Annotated in this window: 20 protein-coding genes; 8 read left to right on the plus strand and 12 right to left on the minus strand. The window is 64.2% G+C overall.

All coding sequences use genetic code 11. The features are described from left to right. The first annotated feature begins 1 nt into the window (after position 1). Positions 2 to 427, plus strand: a complete 426-nt coding sequence (locus IVB22_RS19870) for a DUF4399 domain-containing protein (protein ID WP_247518971.1) — start codon at positions 2 to 4, stop codon at positions 425 to 427. A 39-nt stretch (positions 428 to 466) separates the two neighbouring features. On the opposite strand, the gene IVB22_RS19875 is transcribed toward IVB22_RS19870, so the two are convergent. From IVB22_RS19875 to IVB22_RS19885, 3 genes are read right to left on the minus strand one after another with little or no spacing between them, the layout of a single operon-like run. Continuing rightward, a complete protein-coding gene (locus tag IVB22_RS19875; RefSeq protein ID WP_247518972.1) occupies positions 467 to 1,324 on the minus strand; it encodes a crotonase/enoyl-CoA hydratase family protein in 858 nt (285 codons plus the stop codon). A 24-nt stretch (positions 1,325 to 1,348) separates the two neighbouring features. Beyond that, positions 1,349 to 2,161 carry a crotonase/enoyl-CoA hydratase family protein gene (locus IVB22_RS19880; protein ID WP_247518973.1) on the minus strand — a complete coding sequence of 271 codons (813 nt, stop codon included), beginning with the start codon at positions 2,159 to 2,161 and terminating at the stop codon, positions 1,349 to 1,351. 13 nt (positions 2,162 to 2,174) lie between these two features. After that, the gene (locus tag IVB22_RS19885; RefSeq protein ID WP_247518974.1) at positions 2,175 to 2,837 is read right to left on the minus strand and encodes a TetR/AcrR family transcriptional regulator; all 663 of its coding nucleotides are present in this window, start codon (positions 2,835 to 2,837) and stop codon (positions 2,175 to 2,177) included. Positions 2,838 to 3,316: 479 nt separating this feature from the next. On the opposite strand from IVB22_RS19885, the gene IVB22_RS19890 reads away from it, so the two are divergent. Together IVB22_RS19890 and IVB22_RS19895 are read left to right on the plus strand one after the other, a co-directional pair. Continuing rightward, on the plus strand, positions 3,317 to 4,717 hold the full coding sequence (locus IVB22_RS19890; RefSeq protein WP_247518975.1) for a selenium-binding family protein: 1,401 nt from the start codon (positions 3,317 to 3,319) through the stop codon (positions 4,715 to 4,717). A 2-nt stretch (positions 4,718 to 4,719) separates the two neighbouring features. Then, positions 4,720 to 5,385: a hypothetical protein gene (locus IVB22_RS19895; RefSeq protein ID WP_247518976.1), complete on the plus strand. Its 666-nt coding sequence runs from the start codon at positions 4,720 to 4,722 to the stop codon at positions 5,383 to 5,385. 14 nt (positions 5,386 to 5,399) lie between these two features. Here IVB22_RS19895 and IVB22_RS19900 read toward each other — a convergent pair whose 3' ends face one another. From IVB22_RS19900 to IVB22_RS19935, 8 genes are all read right to left on the minus strand, one after another. Further along, positions 5,400 to 5,855: a MarR family winged helix-turn-helix transcriptional regulator gene (locus tag IVB22_RS19900; protein WP_247518977.1), complete on the minus strand. Its 456-nt coding sequence runs from the start codon at positions 5,853 to 5,855 to the stop codon at positions 5,400 to 5,402. Between the two features lie 31 nt (positions 5,856 to 5,886). After that, a complete protein-coding gene (locus tag IVB22_RS19905) occupies positions 5,887 to 6,591 on the minus strand; it encodes an ABC transporter ATP-binding protein (protein ID WP_247518978.1) in 705 nt (234 codons plus the stop codon). Further along, positions 6,588 to 7,379, minus strand: coding sequence for an ABC transporter ATP-binding protein (locus IVB22_RS19910; protein ID WP_247518979.1), 792 nt, complete (start codon positions 7,377 to 7,379; stop codon positions 6,588 to 6,590). The genes IVB22_RS19905 and IVB22_RS19910 overlap by 4 nt, the downstream gene beginning before the upstream one ends. Further along, positions 7,376 to 9,262: an ABC transporter permease gene (locus IVB22_RS19915; protein WP_247518980.1), complete on the minus strand. Its 1,887-nt coding sequence runs from the start codon at positions 9,260 to 9,262 to the stop codon at positions 7,376 to 7,378. The genes IVB22_RS19910 and IVB22_RS19915 overlap by 4 nt, the downstream gene beginning before the upstream one ends. A 174-nt stretch (positions 9,263 to 9,436) precedes the next feature. Next, on the minus strand, positions 9,437 to 10,639 hold the full coding sequence (locus IVB22_RS19920) for an ABC transporter substrate-binding protein (RefSeq protein WP_247518981.1): 1,203 nt from the start codon (positions 10,637 to 10,639) through the stop codon (positions 9,437 to 9,439). A gap of 24 nt (positions 10,640 to 10,663) precedes the next feature. Further along, positions 10,664 to 11,248, minus strand: a complete 585-nt coding sequence (locus tag IVB22_RS19925; RefSeq protein ID WP_247518982.1) for an amino acid synthesis family protein — start codon at positions 11,246 to 11,248, stop codon at positions 10,664 to 10,666. Between the two features lie 18 nt (positions 11,249 to 11,266). Continuing rightward, on the minus strand, positions 11,267 to 12,175 hold the full coding sequence (locus tag IVB22_RS19930) for a UPF0280 family protein (protein WP_247518983.1): 909 nt from the start codon (positions 12,173 to 12,175) through the stop codon (positions 11,267 to 11,269). Next, a complete protein-coding gene (locus IVB22_RS19935; RefSeq protein WP_247518984.1) occupies positions 12,172 to 13,620 on the minus strand; it encodes a 6-hydroxynicotinate reductase in 1,449 nt (482 codons plus the stop codon). Before IVB22_RS19935 ends, IVB22_RS19930 begins: the two co-directional genes overlap by 4 nt. Positions 13,621 to 13,905: 285 nt before the next feature. Here IVB22_RS19935 and IVB22_RS19940 point away from each other — a divergent pair, with 285 nt between their 5' ends. The 5 genes from IVB22_RS19940 (at position 13,906) to IVB22_RS19960 (ending at position 21,443) form a co-directional block, all read left to right on the plus strand. Beyond that, positions 13,906 to 14,388, plus strand: coding sequence for a (2Fe-2S)-binding protein (locus tag IVB22_RS19940; RefSeq protein WP_247518985.1), 483 nt, complete (start codon positions 13,906 to 13,908; stop codon positions 14,386 to 14,388). Further along, positions 14,388 to 17,942 carry a molybdopterin cofactor-binding domain-containing protein gene (locus IVB22_RS19945; protein ID WP_247518986.1) on the plus strand — a complete coding sequence of 1,185 codons (3,555 nt, stop codon included), beginning with the start codon at positions 14,388 to 14,390 and terminating at the stop codon, positions 17,940 to 17,942. The genes IVB22_RS19940 and IVB22_RS19945 overlap by 1 nt, the downstream gene beginning before the upstream one ends. 69 nt (positions 17,943 to 18,011) lie before the next feature. Further along, the gene (pncB, locus tag IVB22_RS19950; RefSeq protein WP_247518987.1) at positions 18,012 to 19,316 is read left to right on the plus strand and encodes a nicotinate phosphoribosyltransferase; all 1,305 of its coding nucleotides are present in this window, start codon (positions 18,012 to 18,014) and stop codon (positions 19,314 to 19,316) included. Between the two features lie 45 nt (positions 19,317 to 19,361). Next, positions 19,362 to 20,657, plus strand: a complete 1,296-nt coding sequence (locus IVB22_RS19955; RefSeq protein ID WP_247518988.1) for an O-acetylhomoserine aminocarboxypropyltransferase — start codon at positions 19,362 to 19,364, stop codon at positions 20,655 to 20,657. A 3-nt stretch (positions 20,658 to 20,660) separates the two neighbouring features. Then, complete coding sequence (locus IVB22_RS19960) at positions 20,661 to 21,443, plus strand: alpha/beta fold hydrolase (RefSeq protein WP_247518989.1); 783 nt, start codon at positions 20,661 to 20,663, stop codon at positions 21,441 to 21,443. Between the two features lie 79 nt (positions 21,444 to 21,522). On the opposite strand, the gene IVB22_RS19965 is transcribed toward IVB22_RS19960, so the two are convergent. Beyond that, positions 21,523 to 22,023, minus strand: a 501-nt coding sequence (locus tag IVB22_RS19965) for a transposase (RefSeq protein ID WP_247518990.1), incomplete at its 5' end; no start/stop codon positions are given.

The raw sequence follows: 22,023 nt of genomic DNA on the forward strand, positions 1-22,023 counted from the left end.
CATGAAGGTCATGCGGTGGATCGCTCTGTCAGCAGCGCTCACTTGCCTGCCGTTCGCCGCGTGCGCTCAAGGAAAGCCCGCACACAAGGATGCGCTTCTCTATTTTGTGTGGCCGCAGAACGGCGCCTCCATCAAAGGTGGGTTTTGGTGCCGCTTTGGTCTGCGCAACATGGGCGTTACGCACGCCGGCGATAATTATCCAAACAGCGGCCATCATCATCTTCTGATCAATGTGAACGAGCCGCTCAATCCGAACGAACCGATCCCGCAAGACAAGTCACACCTTCATTTTGGGGCGGGTCAGACCGAAGCCCGGATCGAACTTCCACCCGGCAAGTACACGCTTCAGCTCGTGCTGGGCGATGCCGAACACTTCCCGCACAATCCTCCAGTGGTCTCGCAGAAGATTACCATCACGGTCAGATAGGGCAGAACTCTCCGCCGACTTGCATCGCTGCGCTTCGAATTACCTGTTTTGCGTGATCGGCTGATTGGTGGTCCAGTCGAAGGTGCCCTGGTCGCGTTCGTCGACGGCGCGCTTCCAGCCCATCTCCTCCGACCGCCGCTTGAAATTCAGCCCCTCGGGTGAGTGCCGGGTAATGCCGTCGAACACGGTCGCGATCATTTGCGTGCCCATCAGGCCCATGTTGTAGAGCGCCTGGTTGACCATCAGCTTCTGCATCATGAGCTGGTTCTGCGGCACGGTCGCCATCCGGTGCGCGAGCGCGTCCACCTCGTCGTCGAGCCTGTCGGCCGGAACGGCTTTCAGCACGAGGCCGAGCGCCGCCGCTTCGACCCCGGTGATCTTGTCGCCGGTGAACAGCATGCGCTTGGCCTTCTCGGCGCCGAGCCGATAGACCCACATAGCCGTGGTCGGACAACCCCAGACGCGAACCGGCGGATAGCCGATGCGCGCGTCCTCCGCCATGACGATCATATCGGAGCAGAGCGCTATATCGGAGCCGCCGGCCACTGCAAACCCGTGAACCTTGCAGATTACCGGCCGCTTGGAGCGGAACAGGCTCATGAACTTGGTGGTATTGTCGGACATGGCAGCGTAATCCTTCATCGGATCCCACGGCATTTCCTGCGTATAGCGATTGGCCTTGTCGCCGGAGGCGTAGGCCGTCAGGTCGTATCCGGCGCAAAAGGCCCGGCCCGCGCCGGCCAGCACGATCACATGCGCGCCCGGATCGCTATCGGCGCGCGCAACTGCATCCGCGAGCGCGCCCGGCAGCTCGTCGTCGATCGCATTCATGACTTCCGGCCGGTTCAGCGTGATGCGGGCAATGCGGCCGTCACGCTCGTACAGGACCTTGGCCATGTGTTGCTCCCTCGGAAAGCAGGATCAGATCTTGGCAAAATCGCCGTGGCGGCCCTTGCCGCTGGCAAAGCGCGCAGCGCCGCTGGCGCCTTCCTTGAAGACGGCTTCGACGCCGTTGGTCCATTCCTGCCGCAAGGCTTCGCGGACCGGCAAACCATACGTCTCGACCACGGAGCGGCGATCGGCCCGCACCGCCGCTTGCGGAAACCGCGCGATCTCCCGCGCCATCGCCTCCGCCGCGGCGCGTGCGCCACCGGTCTCGACCACCTGTTCGCACATGCCGATGCGCAGCGCTTCATCCGCCGAGACTTTGCGCCCCGTGAGGATGATTTCCATCGCCCGGCCCTGCCCGACCAGCCGCGCCAGCCGAACGCTGCCGCCGTCCAGCAGCGGGATTCCCCAGCGCCGGCAATAGACGCCGAAATAGGCGCTCGCGGCCATCACGCGGATGTCGCACCACAGCGCAAGCTCCATGCCGCCGGCCACGGCCGGCCCCTCCACCGCGGCGATTACCGGCTTCGATAATTCCAGTCGCGTCGGCCCGAGCGGGCCGCGCGGCGCGGGATTTGCGCCGGTCGGGAACGCCAGGCCATCGACGACGTGGCGTTGGAAGGCATCGCGATCACCGAGCGTGCTGGCGAATTTGAGGTCCCAGCCGGCGCAGAACGCGCCGCCCTCGCCCCATAGCACCACGACGCTGGCGGAATCGTCGGTGTCGAACTCCCTGAAGGCTGCTGCCAGCGCTTCCGCGCTGTCGGGATCCATCGCGTTGCGCGCCTCTGCAAACCGGCTGTGGATGACGGTCCACACCGCGCCCTGCTTTTCGATCCGGACCATTTCGCTTACTCCCTTACTGTTTTGATTTGCGTGCGGCCTTCACGTTCTTCGACACCACAGGCGCAAGGCATTGCGCCAGCATCATGCGAAGCAGCGACTGCGCGCCGGTTTGCAGAAAATCCAGCCGGCCCGCGATCTGCAGCACGAGAGCCCCGATCATCTGGCTGGTCAGCAGCGCCACCCACGGCCGAACCTCTGAAGGCTTGAGGCCGCGCACCTCGGTCAGCGGCAAGGCGATGCGTTCCAGCACCTTCCATAGCGCCCGATTTAGTTCTTCATCCGACGGCTTGCCGACGCCCAGTCGCTTGAGGCCGCGGAATGCATAGAGGCCCAGATTTATCTCGAACCGATGATCGAGGTAGTAGTTTAGGAAGGCGCCGCATGCCGCCTCGACCTGCGCCTCCGGCGTCCGCGCGGCAGCCACGGCCTCGGCGACATAGGCATCGAGCGCCGCCAGCGACTGTTTCAGCAGTTCGGCATAGATCGCCTCCTTGCTGTCGAACAGCGGATAGATCGCGCCCGTGGTGCAGCCGGCGCGAACCGCGATGCCGCGCATGGTGGCGCCCTCCAACCCCTGTTCGGCGAACTCGTCGCGCGCGGCCCGCAGCAGAAGCTCGCGCTTCGCTCCCTTCACGACGTCAGACCAGTCCTTTGCAGTGGCTGCGGGCTTACTCATATAACAACGTTATCATTTCATTCAATTCGAAGTCAATGGTAACAGTGGTTTTCTCCGGGCGCCTCTCGATGAGCAGACCATGCAAGCCGTCCTTGAAGTCGCCGCCCAGAGCGGTCGCCTCACACTGACCATGCGCGGCGCAGACGTAGGACCGATAGCGCCGAAGCCCTGCTCTCGCGCTTCCTCGTGCCGCTCGCAAAATTCTGGATCCGCAAGTGTACACCGCCGCTACTGGCGTGCGGGCCCTGCTCCATCGCAAGGCGCCGCACGATGCGATGCAGGCTCATGTCCGTCGGGCACTGCACCCGGATTTGTCGCACCATCGTTATTTTCGCCCGCCGTATTGCGGTGTATGGTCGATGGGTAAACTCCGGCCGGCGGCACTCTCAAAAAGGAACCCAACGCGCCGGGTGATTTCTTGCTGCTGCATGCCGCTGAACCGTGTTGCTGTACATCGAGGCAAACAGGGAGGCAGTACGATGAACATTCGGCCCGACCCCACGTTTCACGCTTCGCCAAAGCTTGCCATGGAAGCTCCGCCGGAGAGCTTCGCCTACACCGTGCTGCTCAGCCCGGACTCTTCGAAACCGGACGCGCTTGCCGTGATCGACGTCAAGCCAGGCTCTTCGACCTACGGTCAGGTCGTTCACACCGTGACGATGCCGAACAAGGGCGACGAGTTTCACCATTTCGGCTGGAACGCCTGCTCGTCGTCGCTATCGCCGCTGACCGGACATGCGTTCCTCGAGCGCCGCTATCTCATCATCCCCGGCATGCGGTCATCCCGCATCTACATCGTCGATACCAAGCCGGACCCCACCAAGGCGGCGATACACAAGATCATCGAGCCAGAGGAAATCTTCAGGAAGACGGGATACTCGCGGCCCCACACCGTTCATTGCGGGCCGGAAGGCATTTACGTCTCTACGCTCGGCGGCGGTGGCAAGAACGGCACCGATGGACCGCCCGGCGTCTTCATCATGGATTGCGAGACGTTCGAGGTGCTTGGGCGCTGGGAGCTCGATCGCGGTCCGCAAACACTGCATTATGATTTCTGGTGGAATCTGCCGCGCGATTACATGGTGACGAGCGAGTGGGCGTTGCCGCCGCAGTTCGAGAACGGCATCGTGCCGGAAGATCTCCTCTCCAACAAATACGGCCATCGGATCCACTTCTGGGACCTGCGCGCCCGGCGCAATGTCCAGACCATCGACCTCGGCGCCAACCATCAGATGGCGCTGGAAGTGCGGCCCGAGCACGATCCCGTTCGCGAATACGGCTTCCTGGGCGTCGTGGTCGACACCACCAACCTTGAAGGCTCGATCTGGACCTGGTGGCGCGAGGGCGGCAAGTTTCACATCGAGAAGACGGCGACGATCCCGCCCGAGCCCGCGCCGAAGGAGCAACTGCCGCCGCTGCTGCAGGGGTTCGGCGCCGTGCCGCCGCTGGTCTCGGACATCGACCTGTCGATGGACGACAAATTCCTCTACGTCGCCTGCTGGGGCACCGGCGAGATGCGTCAGTACAACGTCAGAGATCCGCGGAAGCCGAAGCTTGCCGGCTCGGTACGCATCGGCGGCATCACACGCCGCACACCGCACCCGAACGGCAAGGCCTTTGGAGGCGGTCCGCAGATGGTCGAGATCAGCCGCGACGGCAAGCGGGTGTACTGGACCAACTCGCTGTATTCGACGTGGGACGACCAGTTCTATCCCGATGGTGTTCCGGGCGCCATGGTGATGGCCAATGCGAAGCCGGACGGCGGTCTCGAACTGGCGAGAGACTACTGGGTGAATTTCCCCGACGGTTACCGCGCGCACCAAGTCCGGCTCGACGGCGGTGACTGTTCGACGGATTCATTCTGCTATCCGTCGGTCTGAATTTGAGCGCAGCCGACTGGACACCTGCCTGGCTCTGGCTGGCTGTCATCGCGAGCGGCCTCTACCATGGCGTCAACCCGGGCATGGGGTGGCCGCTCGCCGTTTCGGCTGGGTTGATGGAGAAGAGCCCGCGGGCGCTGGTGGCCGCGCTTGGGCCGCTTACGGCCGGGCATCTGCTCGCGATGCTGCTCGTGATCCTTCCCTTTGCGCTGCTGGTTGCCGTCGTCGAATGGCAGCGCACGATACAGATCGGCGCAAGCCTTCTTGTCATCGCCTTCGGTCTCTTCCGGCTTGCCAACCGGCGCCATCCGAGAGTCCTGGCGCGGATATCGCCGGCGCAATTGGGGCTGTGGTCGTTCGCCGTCGCGCTCGCGCATGGCGCGGCGTTGATGCTGGTGCCGATCTATCTCGGGCTCTGCCGGCAAGCCGAAATCGACAGGGGCCACGAGGCCGCCGGCACCCTCATCAACGCCAATCTCGGCATGGCCGTGCTGGTTGCCATCGTCCATGCCGCCGCGATGATCGCCGCCGGTGGATGTTGCGCGTGGCTCGCCTACCGCTATCTCGGCCTCAAATTCATATCGCAGAGCTGGTTCAATCTGGATACGACCTGGGCCGTCAGCCTCATTCTGGTGGGCGCTGTCGCGCTGGTGCTGAACCTGAGCTGACGCGGAAGCCGTCTTCAGCGCAACTTGTTCAACAGCACCATCAGGGTTTCGCGCTCCTTTGCGTCGAGCGGCGCGAGCGTCTCTCTTGTTATCGCGAGCGCATTGGGCGCGGCCTTCTCCGCCAGTTGCTGGCCGGCGCGCGTGAGACTCACGAGCAAGCGGCGGCCGTCCTCGGGGTCCGGGCTGGTCTCAGTGAGGCCCCGCGCGGTGAGGCGGTCGATCACGCCCTTGATGGTCGCGACGTCCATCGCCGTCAGCCGTCCGAGCAGGTTCTGCGAGCACGGCCCGGTCTCGGTCAGTTTTGCCAGCGCCGCCCATTGCGTCGGCGTCAAATTGATGCCGATCTCGCGGGCGAAGATGGTGGCGTGGCGCTGCCACACCTGGCGCAGGATGAAGCCGATCTGCTCGTCGAGTATGTAAGACGGCCGCGCAGGCTTGACGCTTCGTTTCGGCGAAACACTCCTTGCCATCTGCGCCCCCGCCCTTATCCTTGCCAGCCGCTTACAGCGACAGATGCGCGTCCCGGATGTCCGGCCGCGCATCGAGTTCCGCCATCGTGCCGCCAAAGCAGATCTTGCCGCGCTCGATGATGTAGGCGCGGTCGGAGATCAACCGCGCGAAATGCAGGTTCTGCTCGGATACCACGATGCTGACGCCTTCGCGCTTCATCGCGAGGATGGCTTCGACCATCTGTTCAACAATCTTCGGCGACAATCCTTCCGATGGCTCGTCGAGCAGCACCAGCGACGGATTACCCATCAACGTCCGCGCGATGGTCAACATTTGTTGTTCGCCGCCGCTCATGCGCCCGCCCGGGCGGTTGCGCATTTCGCCGAGGTTCGGAAACAGCGTGAACAGCTTTTCGCGCGTCCACTGCGGAGCGTTCGGCCGCTTCGGCTGGCGGCCGACCTCGAGATTTTCCTCGACCGTCAGGTCTGTGAAGATGCGCCGCTCTTCCGGCACATAACCAAGCCCGCCGCGCACGATCGCGTGCGTCGGCTCGCGCGAGACATCCTTGCCTTCGAAGACAATCCGTCCCGAGCGGTTTTCGACCAGACCTACGATGGAACGGAAGGTGGTCGACTTGCCGGCGCCGTTGCGCCCCAACAGCGCGACCACTTCGCCCTCGCCGACTTCGAGCGCGATATCGAACAGGATATGCGCCGGGCCGTAAAAACTGTTGAGATCGGAGACCTGCAGCTTCATGTGCCGGCTTCCTCGCGATGACGCGCATCGTAGACCAGGCCCTCGCCGAGATAGATGGCGCGCACCTGCGGATTGCCGCGGACTTGCTCGGGCGAGCCTTCGGCGATCAGGCTGCCGCGGTTCAGCACCAGGATGCGGTCGGCGTGTTCGAACACCACGTCCATGTCGTGCTCGGTGAAGAGCACGCCGATCGATTGCTCGCGGGCGATGCGCGCGGTTAGCCGCATCAGTTCGATCCGCTCGCGCGGCGCCATGCCCGCCGTCGGCTCGTCCATCAACAGCAGTTTCGGCTGGTTGGCGAGCGCGATCGCAAGCTCGAGCCGCTTGAGATCGCCATAGGCGAGCTCGCCGCACGGACGCCCGGCATAGGCGCCCATGCCAACGAGATCGAGCAGCCGGCCCGCCTCCTCGCGCGCGTAACTTGCGGTCGAACCCCAGAGATTGAACAATTGCCTGCCATACGACACCAGCGCGACCTGCACATTCTCGCGCACGGTCATGGTCGGGAACGTCGCCGTGATCTGGAACGTGCGCCCGACGCCGAGCCGCCAGATCGCGCGCGGCTTCCGGCCGACCGTATCCTCGCCGAGTAGATTGATCCGGCCGCTGTCCGGCATGTTCTGGCCGTTGAGCATGTCGAAGCAGGTGCTCTTGCCGGCGCCGTTGGGCCCGATCAGCGCCAGGATTTCGCCCGCACGCAGTTCGAACGACACGCTGCGCACGGCATGCACGCCGCCATAGGATTTGCTTAAACCCTCGACCGACAGCAATGTGGGAACCATGCTCATTCGGCAGTCTCGATCCGTGACGTGGCAAGCGCGGATTTTTTCTCGGGAGATCGCCAGCGATTCCTGATCGCCTCCAGCGTGCCGACGATTCCCTTGGGGAAGGCCACCACCATCAGCACGATGAAGCCGCCCAGCACCAGCTTTGAGAGATCGGTCTGGCTGACCAACCAGATGTTGGCCGCCTTGAAGACGATGGCGCCGATGACCGCGCCGGAAACCGTCTCGACGCCACCGAGCAGCACCATGACCAGCGCATCGACCGACAGCGAGATGCCGAGGCTGTCGGGGAAGACGCTTCCCTTCAGATAGGCGAACAGCGCGCCGCCAATTCCCGCAACCGTGCCTGATATGACAAAGGCCGTCCACTGCACGCGCTTGCCGTCGATGCCGATCGCTTCGCTGCGCAGCGGTGAGTCCCGCGTCGCGCGCAACGCGAAGCCGAACGGCGAGAACACGATCACCCGCAGCACGGTGACCGCGAGCGCGGCGATACCGAGCGACAGCCAGTAGAACGCGGATGGGCTCGCGGCCCACTTCTCCGGCCAGACGCCCAAAATGCCGTTGTCGCCACCGGTCACCGCCACCCACTGGAACGCGATCGACCAGACGATCTGCGCAAAGGCCAACGTCAGCATCGCGAAATAGACGCCGGACAATTGCACGGCGAAGAAGCCGAACACCGCGGCACCCAGCAGACCCAGCAACGGGCCCAGCAGCAGCGAAACAATCATCGGCAATCCCGCCGCCTTGGCGAGGAACGCGACGCCATAGGCGCCAAGCCCGAAATAGGCGGCGTGGCCGAACGAGGCGAGCCCGCCGACCGACATCAGGAAATGAAGGCTCGCGGCAAAGATCACGAAGATCGCGATCTCCGAGCCGACGGTGAGCGCGTAATTTCCGGCGAACAGCGGCAGCATCGCCGCAAGGGCCAGCGCGCCGAGTAAGATCCAGCGTTCACCCGAGGTGAGCGGCCGCCAGGGCGTAACGGTCAGGCCCGGCGTGCGGCGCGCCGCCGCTTCCGGTTTGCCGAACAGGCCCCATGGACGGATGATCAGCACCACCGCCATCACCAGGAACACCAGGATGATGGATATCTTCGGGAAAATGAGAATGCCGAAGGCGTTGAGCTCGGATACCAGCACAGCGGCCACGAAAGCGCCGATGATGCTGCCGAGCCCGCCGATCACCACCACCACGAACACTTCGACGATGATGCGCAGGTCCAGCGCGTGATGCACGGCATCGCGAGGGATCTGCAGCGCGCCGCCGAGCGCTGCGAGAAACACGCCAAGTGCAAACACGCTGGTGAACAGCCATTTCTGGTTGACGCCGAGCGCCGCCACCATGTCGCGGTCCTGCGTCGCGGCGCGCACCAGCACGCCCCAACGCGTGCGCTGGAACAACAGCCAGAGCCCGCCGAGCACGATCGGGCTGAGTGCGATCAGGAACAGGTCATAGCTCGGAATATTCTGGCCGAAGAAATCGACCGCGCCCTTGAAGCCGGGCGCGCGGCGGCCAAGCAGATCGTCCGGCCCCCAGATCAGGACCACGATATCCTGGACCATCAAGGTCAGGCCGAAGGTCGCGAGCAACTGGAACAGTTCCGGCGCATGGTAGATCCGTCGCAGCAACACCATCTCGACCAGCACGCCGACAACGGCCACCACCAGCGCCGCGACGACAATGCCGCCCCAGAAGCCGAACGCACCGGAGAAGCGCTCGGTCAGCGTGAACGCGACATAGGCGCCGAGCATGTAGAACGCGCCATGGGCAAAATTCACGATCCGCGTCACGCCGAAGATGATCGACAGCCCCGACGCAACCAGAAACAGCGACGCCGCGCTGGCGAGACCGGTCAGGAACTGAACGAAGTAGAAGGCCATGGGCGGTCCGGGTCAGGCAATCGTCAGCGCGGGGTTTTCATCCTTCGAGACGGCGCTTTGCGGCTCCTCAGGATGAGATCTTAATTCCGGATCAGATCCTCTGGACCCTCATGGTGAGGAGCGCGGCACCGCCGCGCGTCTCGAACCATGAAGGCCCCAGACCTCAACCGAAGTTCAATCCTTCGGACGAAGCTTGGCAACTTCCGCATCACTCGGCAGATAGTCAGCACCCTTGCGATAGACCGAGTTCACCATCACGCCCTTGCCGTCCTTCAGCGCGGTCTTGCCGACATAGGCCCCGAGCGTCGACTGGTGATCGATCTTGCGGAAGGTGATCTCGCCGAACGGCGACGGCATCGTCAGGCCTTCGGTCGCCGCGATCAGTTTCTCCGGATCGGTCGAATTGGCTTTCGTAAGGATCGCCGCGGCAGCCTTGATGGTCTGGTAGCCGACGATCGAGCCGAGACGCGGATAGTCGTTGAACTTGGCCTGATAGGCTTTGAGGAACTTGTCATGGTCCGGCGTCTTGATGTCGTACCAGGGATAACCCGTGACGATCCAGCCTTCGGGAGTCTCGTCCTTCAACGGATCGAGATATTCCGGCTCGCCGGTGAGGAAGGAGACTACCGCACGGCTCTTGAACAGGCCACGGGTGTTGCCTTCGCGCACGAGCTTGACGAGATCTGCGCCGAAGGTGACATTCAGGATCGCCTCAGGGTTGGCTGCGGCAACCGCCTGCACCACCGGACCGGCGTCGATCTTGCCCTGCGGCGGCCACTGCTCGTCGACCCACTGGATGTCAGGCCGCTTCTCCGACATCAGCTTCTTGAACACCGCGACCGCGGACTGGCCGTATTCATAGTTCGGCGCGATGGTCGCCCAGCGCTTGGCCGGCAGTTTTGCGGCCTCTTCCACCAGCATCGCCGCCTGCATGTAGTTGGAAGGACGGAGACGGAACGTGTAGCGGTTGCCCTTGGACCAGGTGATAGCGTCGGTCAGCGGTTCGGCTGCCAGGAAGAACACTTTCTTCTGGTTGGCGAAGTCAGAGACGGCCAGACCGATGTTGGACAGAAATGTCCCGGTCAACATCGCCACGTTCTCGCTCGACACCAGTTCGTTGGCCGCAGTCGTCGCATCCGCCGGCTTGCCGCCGTCATCCTTGGAGATGACGACGAGCTTCTTGCCGTTGATGCCACCCGCCGCGTTGACTTCCTCGACCGCGAGCTGCCAGCCCTTGCGATAGGGCTCGGTGAAGGCGGGCAACAGCGAATAGCTGTTGATCTCTCCGATCTTGATTTCGCTCTGCGCCATGGCGCTGCCCGCCATGCCCGCCACCGCGATCGCCAAGCCTGCTCCCAATACGTGTCTACGTCGCATCCCTACCTCCAATGTCCTGGTGAATTATCTTAAACCGTCTTCGCCTTTGACTTCCGAAACCGTCAGCCCGCCGACGCGCGGCAACGGCCTGCCGCTGTCGGTGACCGCAACCGCCACCATGATCTCGTTGGCGCGCGGCGCGTCGTTGATCTGCACTTCCATGCCGTCGAAATGGCTGCGCACGAAGGCCGCGTCCTTGTGGCCGAGCGGAATATCGAGCGTGGTCCCCGGCCCGCTGCGCTTCTTCGACGACGGAATCAGCGCCGCGCCCTTGCTCAGCACTTTTCGCACCGGCGCGCCCATCTTTGGATGCAGGATCGCGGCCGCATGTTCGAGTTCGCCGTTTTCGCCGACGGCTGCGGCCTTGCCGTAGCTGTGCGCCTTGGCGCCGTCGATGCCGAGCGCCGCGACTGCCCTTTTTGAAAGCAGATCGCCGAGCTCCTCGCCGATTTCGATTAACGACGAAAGGTCCTCGACGTACCGGCCTGCAAACGGATTCTCGATCACGGCGATCGCCGCTGCGCGCCGCGTCGGCGGCGCAACCTTCTGTCCCATCTCCAGATGGGTCTCCTCGACCACCGTGACGATCTTGCGAATGATCGCGCCCATTGTCAGCCTCGCTCCCGATCAAACATGCGCTGTTCTTTCCAGTGCGCCTTCATGAAACGCTGGCAACGCGCCTGCCTTGATCCCAGTTGCACCCACCACGGCCGTCTCGCCTAGTAGACGCAAGGCCGCACCTTCGATCAATCCCGCCGCAAGCAATTGCTGTGCCCGGCTAATCCCTGCCGTCAACGCGTCGTCGATCTCGCTCTCCCGGAGTGGACCGACGTCACAGGTGACAAGGCGCGCGCCGAGGTCGCTGTCGGGCTGCAACTCGTTCGCGGGGTACCGGATCACGGCGGGATGGCCGGGCAGATCGACGGCATTGGCGATGATGGTGGCCGCGGCATCGGCCTGCGACGCCGTTCTCGCCAGCACGGTCACCGCGTCGGCGATCCCGAGCGAAAAACTGCGGCCGTGACGTCCGCTGGTCGCGATGCCCCGCGCCGGATCGTCGGCTTCGATACTGATGGTTTGCATCACGCCATGATGGTCCGGTCGATCCATCAGCCCGACGGTGAACTGTTCGCCGCCAGTTAAATGCAGCGCGATGTCACCGCCATTATTGACGTAAGCGCGGTCGAGCCGTGCCGCGGCAAGCATCGAACCGAGAATTTCTTCCGCGACGCTACCCGCCACGGCTGCCATCGGCGTGATGAAGGCCGCCGTTGCAAGCGGCGCCACAGCCGCATGCATGCGGCGCGCGACGACACCTTTCAGGGGGCATCGACTCGGATCGGCGACCCTTCGGAGTTCAACCAACTCCTCGCAGAGTTCATCGAGAAGGCCGGTGAAGCGTCGCGCCGCGGCATCGTAAGCGGCCCGCACATCGCCGTCCCTACCTTTCGCCTCGACAATCAGGTCGATCGGACCGTCCTGCAAATGCAGCCGCTTGCCGTCCGGAAGAAGCGCGATTTGCGGGAGCCGTTTCATGCGTGCCGTCCAGGAATGAATGGCATCGGGCGGGTTTCGGTATTATCCCGCAGCGAAGCAAGCGGACGGACATGATCCATATGGCCGCCGAGCGCGGCATAATCGGAAAGCCGCAGCGTGAACTCGATCGGCGCCACCAGCGCCGGCGTCGGCACATAGCCGAACGCACCCGCCGGCATCTGCGTGACGTCGACCATGAAGGTGATGCCACCGCCGGGCCAGACATATACAGGTGCGCCGCCGCTGGTGACCCGCGTCAGCGCATCCTTGACCGAGCGCGTCAGCCGCACCGGGTTGTCGGTGACACCGGCCCGCAGCGAGCCGCCCGCGCCGCCCATGAACAACACCGTGCACAGCGCCGGCTCGCAATTCTCCTGGATGCGCTCAACCGAAAACCGGAGATCGGGCGGCATCTGCTTCTCGACCGGCCGCAGCGCTTCATCAAGCTCGTAATAGGCTGCGTGCTCGCCCGTGGTCGAAACCATCAGCATCGTGAGGCCGGGCCGCGCTTCCTTCGGATTGAACGGCCCCAGCACCGACAGCGGATCGGAAATATTGGTGCCACCCCAGCCAGTGCCGGGATCGGCGACCTGGAAGTAACGGCCCGGCGTCGAACGCCGCCCCTTCATCTTGATCCCGGTATCGGGAATATCGAGCAGCTTGCCGGCCTGATGCTCACTGAGAACACCGGTGATGTGGTCGTCGACCACGACGACTTCGTCGACCTTGCCGTGCCATTGCTTGGCGAACATACCGATGGTGGCCGAACCGCACCCCACCCGCATGCGCTCTTCGGCAACGCCGTTGACGATGGGGGGATAGCCGGCCTGCACCACGACGGTAGCGCCGCCGTCGATCGTCAGTTCCACCGGCTTGCAGTTGGACAGGTCCATCAGCGCGTCGCAGGTGACGCGGCCTTCCTTCTTGGAACCGCCGGTCAGATGATGCACGCCGCCGAGCGACAGCATCTGCGAGCCATATTCGCTGGTCGTCACATGGCCGATCGCCTCACCTTCCGCGCGGACCGTCGCCGTCTCGGGGCCGAGATAGCGGTCGGTGTCGATCTTCACCTTGACGCCGCAATAGCTGAAAATGCCTTCAGTCACGACGGTGACCATGTCGACACCGTCGACTTCCGACGACACGATGAAGGGCGCGGGCTTGTAATCCGGGTATGTGGTGCCGGCGCCGATCGCGGTGACGAACACGTTCGGCTCGCGGACGATCTTGCCGTCCCAATCGCCGCCGCCGGCCTGGAACGGCACCAGCCGTCCGCCATGCGATACCGTCTGCTCCAGCACGATGTGCGGATCGACGCGCACCAACTCGCCGTTATGATTGGCATAACGATCGCACGCGCCCGCCGCGCCCGGCTTGATGTAGCACATCACCGGACAGGCATCGCAGCGGATCTTGTCGCCACCGGCGACGGTCGCATCGGTCATGAACAAGCCTGCGGTCGAGAAGGCACCGACCGGAGCTGCTTCTTCGCGGCCCGGTCACTTTGTTCGTATACGAACGATGTTGCGCGCCGACTTGAACGCTGTCAAGCGGGCCTGAAGGCCAAATGCCTCGCTTGCCGCATAATACCTCATTTGCCTCGCATCTCTGTTCATAAAGCGAGCAACGCGCTGCAGCGCGGGATGGCGCGCTTGCACGTTTGTACACAAACGGTATCTTTCGGAAGCGTCCAGCGCGTAGTTTGCAGCGCAACGAAGGCTTAGGGGAGCATGACGCAGAGCACGATGCGCCTGACCGTCAACGGTAAGACCAGCGATGTCGACGCTGCGCCCGACACCGCGTTGCTTTATGTCCTGCGCAACGACCTCGCCTTGAACGGACCCAAGTACGGCTGTGGGCTCGGCGAATGCGGTGCCTGCGCGGTGCTGATCGACGGCGTCGCCGCGCGTTCCTGCGTGATCCCGATCGAAGGCTGCACCGGGCGCGACATCGTGACGCTCGAAGGTCTCGGCTCGCGCGCGCATCCCGATCCCGTGCAGCAAGCTTTCATCCGCGAACAGGCCGCGCAATGCGGCTATTGCCTCAACGGCATGATTATCGCAACGAAGGCGCTGTTGCTGCGTAGCCCTCACCCTTCCGAGGCCGAGGTGCTGGAGGCGTTGCGCCATCATCTGTGCCGGTGCGGTGCGCATATCGAGATCATGCGCGCGGCGATGCGGGCTGCCGGCCATGTCGTCGAGGCGCACGCCTGATGACAGCCCCTGCCTCGCCCGACGATCGCAACCGGCCGCAGGGAACGCTGTCCGTCGTTCGTCCCGCCTCCCCCGTCGAGGCCGTCGAGTTCGAGACCTTCATCAGGATCACCGCCGACGGATCGGTCGCCGCCTATAACGGCCATGTCGATCTCGGAACCGGTATTCGCACCGCGCTCGGCCAGATCGTCGCGGAGGAACTCGACGTATCCTTTGCGCGTGTCGTCGTCGTGCTTGGCGATACATCGCTGGTCCCCAATCAGGGCGCGACGATCGCGAGCGAAACGATCCAGATCACGGCCGTGCCGCTGCGCAAGGCCGCGGCGCAGGCCCGGCAGTTTCTGGTCGCCCGTGCTGCGGAGCGACTCGAGCTTCCCGTTGATGATCTCGTCATCGAAGACGGCTTGATACGCGGGCAGGACAATCGCAGCGTCAGCTATGGCGAACTGATCGCGGGCGAGACCATCCAGCTTGAACTCGCGGACGACGTTCCGGTTAAGCCCGCCAGCGCCTACAGCATCGTCGGTCAATCCGTTCCGCGCGTCGATCTGCCGGCGAAGGCGACGGGCGAGCTGGTTTACGTCCACGATATGCGCGTTCCCGGCATGTTGCATGGTCGCGTCGTCCGTCCGCCCTATGCCGGCGTCGATGTCGGCGACTTCATCGGCAGCAGCCTCATTTCGGTGGATGAGGCCTCGGTGCGCGACATCCCCGGACTTGTCGCTGTCGTCAGGATCGGCGACTTCGTCGGCGTCGTTGCCGAGCGTGAGGAGAATGCGATCAAGGCCGCGGCGCAATTGAAGATCAGCTGGAAACCGGTGCCGACCCTCCCTGACCTGAAGGACATCGAGACCGCGTTGCGCGCCAATCCGTCGACGCCACGAACGCTGATCGACAAGGGCGACGTCGATGCCGCGATTGCCGGCGCCGCGAAGCCGATGCAGCGGACCTATATCTGGCCTTATCAGATGCATGCCTCGATCGGCCCATCCTGCGCGGTCGCCGACTATCAGGAGGATCAGACCAGGGTCTGGTCCGGGACGCAGAATCCGCACCATCTGCGCACCGAGCTGGCGCGGCTGATCCATCGCCGCGAAGCCGAGATCGAGGTGATCCGGATGGAGGCCGCCGGTTGCTACGGCCGCAACTGCGCCGATGACGTTTCCGCCGACGCAGTGCTGCTGTCGCGGGCGGTCGGCCGGCCCGTTCGCGTGCAGTTGACGCGCGAGCAGGAACACGCGTGGGAGCCGAAGGGCACCGCGCAGTTGATGGACGTCAACGGCGGATTGAACGCCGACGGCAGCGTCGCCGGTTATGATTTTGCCACGCGCTATCCGTCGAACGGCGCCCCGACGCTGGCGCTGCTGCTGACCGGCACGATCCCGCACACACCAGTGGTTTTCGAGATGGGCGACCGCACAGCGATCCCGCCCTACGACTACGACAATCTGCGCGTGGTGGCCAACGACATGCCGCCAATCGTGCGCGCCTCCTGGCTGCGCGGCGTTTCGGCGCTGCCGAACACGTTTGCGCATGAATCCTGGATCGACGAATGCGCAGATGAAGCCGGCGTCGACCCGATCGAGTATCGCCTGCGCTACCTGAAGGACCCGCGCGCGATCGATCTCATCAACGCGGTCGCCGAGCGCGCCGGCTGGAAGCCGCGGCCGATGCGGCAGGAACCGGTAGCCGAGGGCGACATCGTGCGCGGTCGCGGTTTTGCTTATGCGCTCTACGTACACAGCAAGTTTCCGGGCTATGGCGCAGCGTGGTCGGCGTGGATCGCCGACGTCGCGGTCAACAAGGCGACCGGCGATGTCAGCGTGACGCGCGTCGTTGCCGGGCAGGACTCCGGCCTGATGATCAACCCGGACGGCGTGCGCCACCAGATCCACGGCAACGTCATCCAGTCGACCAGCCGTGCGCTGATGGAGGAGGTGTCGTTCGACCGCACGTCGGTGACGGCGCGCGAATGGGGCGCCTACCCCATCATCAAATTCCCCGAGGTGCCTGAGATCGACGTGTTGATGTTGCCGCGGCAAGATCAGCCGCCCCTCGGCGTCGGCGAGTCCGCCTCCGTCCCCAGCGCAGCCGCCATCGCCAACGCGATCTATGATGCGACCGGCGTACGTTTTCGCGAGTTGCCGTTCACGCCGGAACGCATCCTGCGCGGACTGCACGGCGAGGCACAGATGGCACCGGAAGCGCTGCCGCCACCGGCATCGGCGCCGCAGCCCGATCTCAACCGGTGGCGAAATCCATTCGCCGGCCGGCGCGGTGTATTTGCAACCGCCGCGGCACTCTGCGCCGCCGCGATCGGCATCGGTGCCGCCGTGCTGCCGTGGCGTGCGATTGCGCCGATCGCGCGGCCGGATGCGTCGGTCTATTCGGCTGCGACCATCGCTCGCGGTCAGCAGCTCGCCGCGCTCGGCGACTGTGCGGTCTGCCACACCTCGGCGAACGGCGTCCTCAATGCCGGCGGCCGACCGTTGCCTACGCCATTCGGCACCATCTACTCGACCAACATCACGCCCGATGTCGAAACCGGCATCGGCGCGTGGTCCTACCCCGCCTTCGAGCGCGCGATGCGCGAGGGCATCCATCGCGACGGCCGGCATCTCTATCCGGCATTTCCCTATCCGCATTTCGCCAGGACCACCGACGCAGACATGCAGGCGCTCTACGCCTATCTGATGGCGCAACCGGCAGTGCGCGCAGAGACGCCGCAGAATGCGCTGGCGTTTCCGTTCAACCTGCGGCCGCTGATGGCGGGGTGGAACGCGCTGTTCCACAAGCCGGCGGTGTTTCAGCCAGACCCGACGAAATCCGAAACATGGAATCGCGGGGCGTATCTGGTGGAAGGCCTCGGCCATTGCAGCGCCTGCCATTCCCCGCGCAATGCGCTCGGCGCGGAAAAGGCCAACGCCTATCTCGCCGGCGGATTTTCGGAAGGCTGGGAAGCGCCGGCGCTGACGTCGTTGTCGCAAGCGCCGATTCCGTGGAGTGAGGACGAACTGTACGCGTATTTGCGGACCGGAGAATCCCACCTTCACGGCGTCGCAGCGGGGCCGATGGCGCCGGTGGTGAAGGAACTCTCGGTGCTCCCCGATTCCGACATCCGCGCCATGGCGGTCTATCTCGGCTCGTTCAACGACAAGATCATCGACAAGCCGGCGCAGCAAGCGCTCGCCGCCAGCCTCGAAGCCGCGACCGCCACCCGAACGTCCGCGGCATCCGGCATCGGCGCCCGCCTCTATCAAGGCGCCTGCGCGGTGTGCCACGAAGTCGGCGGCGCGCCGCTGTTCGGCAGCCGGCCGTCGCTGGCGTTGAACAGCAATCTGCACAGTGCCGTGCCTGACAATCTGATCCAGGTCATCCTGCACGGCATTACCAAGCCGGCGACGACGGATCTCGGCTACATGCCGGCCTTCAGGGACAGCCTGACTGACGGCCAGGTCGCGGAGCTGGTCGGGTATCTCAGGCAACAATTTGCTCCTGATAAGCCAATCTGGAAGGATATTCATGCTGCGACCAGCCGTATTCGGCAGGAATAGCGCGCTGAGCTGCCATGTTCCTGCCAGAACCCACTGGTTGGGCGGCCCCCGGCACGGTAGAGTTCCGCCATGGCAGTTACCGATATTGCATCCCGAACCTATAACCACGGCTGGCGGCTCGATCCGATCGTGCGCAGCCTGCTCGATACCGATTTTTACAAGCTCCTGATGCAGCAGATGATCCGCGATCTCTATCCGGATCAGCGCGTCACCTTTTCCGTCATCAACCGCTCCAGGAATGTCCGCCTTGCCGAAATCATCGACGAGGGCGAGCTGCGCGCGCAGCTCGACCATGCGCGCTCCATCCGCTTCACCAAGAAGGAGCTGATCTGGCTCGCCGGTAATACGTTCTACGGCAAGACCCAGATGTTCTCGCCGGACTTCATCCACTGGCTCGCCAACTTCCGCCTGCCCGAATACGAGCTCAACAAGGTGGACGGCCAGTACGAACTGCATTTCCACGGGCCGTGGACTCACACCACGATGTGGGAGATCCCGGCGCTCGCGATCATGAACGAGCTGCGCTCGCGGCAGGCGACCAAGGGACAAGGCCGCTTTGTGCTCGACGTGCTCTACGCCCGCGCCAAGGCCAAGCTGTGGTCCAAGGTCGAGCGGCTGCGCAAGCTCGAAGGCTTGCGGCTGTCAGACTTCGGCACCCGTCGCCGTCACGGCCATCTCTGGCAGCGCTGGTGCGTCGAGGCCGTCAAGGAAGGCCTCGGCTCCTCATTCACCGGCACCTCCAACGTGCTACTGGCAATGGACAACGATCTCGAAGCGATCGGAACCAATGCGCATGAATTGCCGATGGTCGCAGCGGCGCTGGCGAATTCCGACGAGGAATTGCGCTGGGCACCCTATCGCATCCTCGATCAATGGCGTCACACCTACGGCGGCAACCTCCTGATCGCGCTGCCCGATGCCTTCGGCACCAAGGTGTTTTTACGCGACGCGCCGGACTGGGTAGCCGACTGGACCGGCTTTCGCCCGGACAGTGCGCCGCCGATCACGGCCGGCGAAGACATCATCAAATGGTGGAAGCAGAAGGGCCGCGACCCCAGGGAGAAGCTGCTGGTGTTCTCCGACGGCATGGATGTCGACTCGATTGAGGAGACCTATCGGCATTTCGCGGGACGCGTCCGCATCTCCTTCGGCTGGGGCACCAACCTCACCAACGATTTCGTCGGCTGCGCGCCGGATGGTTCCGCCGATCTCGACCCGATCTCGCTGGTCTGCAAGGTAACCTCGGTCGATGGACGCCCCGCGGTCAAGCTGTCCGATAATCCCGAGAAGGCCACCGGCTCCCCGTCCGAGGTCGAGCGTTATTTGCGCGTGTTCGGAAATGCCGGCCGCGTCCGCACTGCCGTGCACGTCTGAGCTATAGAACACCTTCCCGCCACCCGTTGAGCTGACGAGCCCCGCATGCCCGCACCCAAGCCGCCTGCTTTCGAAACCCTGAGCCTGCACGCCGGCCAGCGTCCGGACCCCGCGACCGGCGCCCGCGCGGTCCCGATCTACCAGACCACGTCCTACGTCTTCCAGGATTCCGACCACGCCGCGGCGCTTTTCAACCTGGAGCGCGCCGGCCACATCTACACGCGCATTTCCAATCCGACGACCGCCGTGCTCGAGGAGCGCCTCGCCGCGCTGGAAGCCGGCGTCGGCGCGATCTGCACCGCGAGCGGCATGGCCGCGCTGCACCTGGCGATCGCAACCCTGCTCAATGCCGGCGACCACATCGTCGCCTCCTCCTCGCTCTATGGCGGCACCATCAACCTGCTGGCGCATACGCTGCCGCGCTTCGGCATCACCACCACCTTCGTCAAGCCGCGCGCGCTCGATGAATTCCGCGCGGCGATCAAGCTGAATACGCGGCTCGTGATCGGCGAGACCATCGGCAACCCCGGCCTTGAGGTGCTGGATATTCCTGATGTCGCGCAGATCGCCCATGACGCGAAGATTCCGCTGCTGATCGACAACACCTTTGCGACGCCGTTCCTCAGCCGGCCGATCGAGCTCGGCGCCGATATCGTGATGAACTCCGCGACCAAATGGATCGGCGGCCACGGCATCGCGATCGGCGGCGTCATCGTCGATGGCGGCCGGTTCGACTGGCACGCGTCAGGCAAATTCCCCCAGCTCACCGAGCCATATGCCGGCTATCACGGCATCGTTTTCGACGAGCAGTTCGGCCAGGCCGCCTTCATCATGCGCGCGCGAACCGAGGGCCTGCGCGATTTTGGCGCGTGTCTCTCGCCGACCAACGCGTTCCAGCTACTGCAAGGCGTCGAGACGCTGGGCGTGCGCATGGAACGCCATATGAGCAACACGCTTGCGGTGCTCGAAGCCCTTACTGCGAACAAGGCCGTCGACTGGGTGCTGCATCCGGCGCTGGAGAATCATCCCGATCATCAGCTTGCGAAGCGGCTGCTGCCGCGCGGGGCCGGCTCGATCGTCTCTTTCGGCATCAAGGGCGGACGCGCAGCGGGCAAAAAATTCATCGAGTCCCTGCGGATGATCAGCCACCTCGCCAATGTCGGCGACGCCAAGACGCTGGTCATTCACCCCGCCAGCACCACGCATCAGCAGATGGATGCCGCACAACTGAAGGCCGCAGGGGTCGGCGAGGAGCTGGTGCGGCTGTCGGTCGGCATCGAAACCGTGTCCGATATCATCGACGATCTCGGCCAGGCGCTTCGCGCATCGCAGAAGGTTTGAACCATGCAGCTTTCCGTCAATGGTGCTGATGTCTTCGTTGCTACCGGCGGCCGTCCGTTCGATTCGTCGCTGCCCGCAGTGGTGATGCTGCATGGCGCGGGTTTTGATCATTCGACGTGGGCGCTGCACAGCCGCTGGTTTGCGCATCACGGCTATTCCGTGCTGGCGCCGGACTTACCGGCGCACGGCCGCTCGTCCGGTGCGCCGCTTCCTACCATTGCCGATATGGCCAACTGGACTGCCGCGCTGCTTGACGCGGCGGGCGCGCCCAAGGCCAAGCTGGTCGGCCACTCGATGGGATCGCTGATCGCGCTTGAGACGTCGGCGCGGCATCCGGACAAGGTCTCCGGTCTGAGTTTGATCGGCACCGCCGCCACGATGACCGTCGGCTCGGATCTGCTCAAGGCCGCGGAGGTCAACAATCCCGATGCCATCGACATGGTTTCGATCTGGGGTCTCGGCTTCAAGGCCGAACTCGGCGGCAGCCTCGCGCCGGGCCTGTGGATGCATCAGGGCGCGCAGCGCGTGCTGCAGCAGACGCGGCCGGGCGTGCTGTACAATGACCTCAACGCCTGCAACGCCTATCAGGACGCGCTGACGGCTGCCGCGCAGGTCAAGGTGCCCGCGACTTTCATTCTCGGCGAGCGTGATATGATGACACCTGCGAAGGCGGGCAAGACGCTGGCGGCGGCGACGCCGAATTCACGCACCGTGGTGCTGCCGGGCGCCGGCCACATGATGATGGTCGAAGCGCCGGACGAATTGCTGGCGGCGTTGCAGCGGTAGCAATCGAACTCCGTTCCTTCCCTTCTCCCCTTGTGGGAGAAGGTGGCGCGAAGCGCCGGATGAGCGACTATCTTGGAAGTCAAGTTGCATTGGCGTACTGGGCGCGCGCATCGCGTGCTTTTGCGTTGAGGCGGACGAGCAGCTTGCGCGCCAGGGCGATGCGGATGACCATTTTTTCCTTTCCGGCGGCGACCAGTCTTGCGCGGAAGTCAGCGAGGCTTTTGTCGTAACGGGCGGCGATGGCGGCGACCAGGAACAGGATCGAGCGGACACCGGCGCGACCGCCACGGACCGGCCGCTTGCCCCGTCGCTTGCCACTGTCATTGGCGATCGGGGAGACCCCGACGAGCTTGGCAATCGCCTTGTTGGAATAGGTTCCGATCTCCGGCAGATCGGCCATGATCCAGGCAACGGCGCGATCGGCGACGCCCTTGATGGAGCGGAAGGTATCGGAGAGACATGCCCACAGAGAGTCGTCATTGATCATCGAGCCGATCTCGCCCTCAAGGGTGCGGGACTGCCGCTTGAGCAGCGCAATCACTTCGTCGATGCTGGCCAGCATCTCGATGTGATCGAGCAG

It is taken from the genome of Bradyrhizobium sp. 190, assembly GCF_023073415.1.
GTDB lineage: Bacteria > Pseudomonadota > Alphaproteobacteria > Rhizobiales > Xanthobacteraceae > Bradyrhizobium.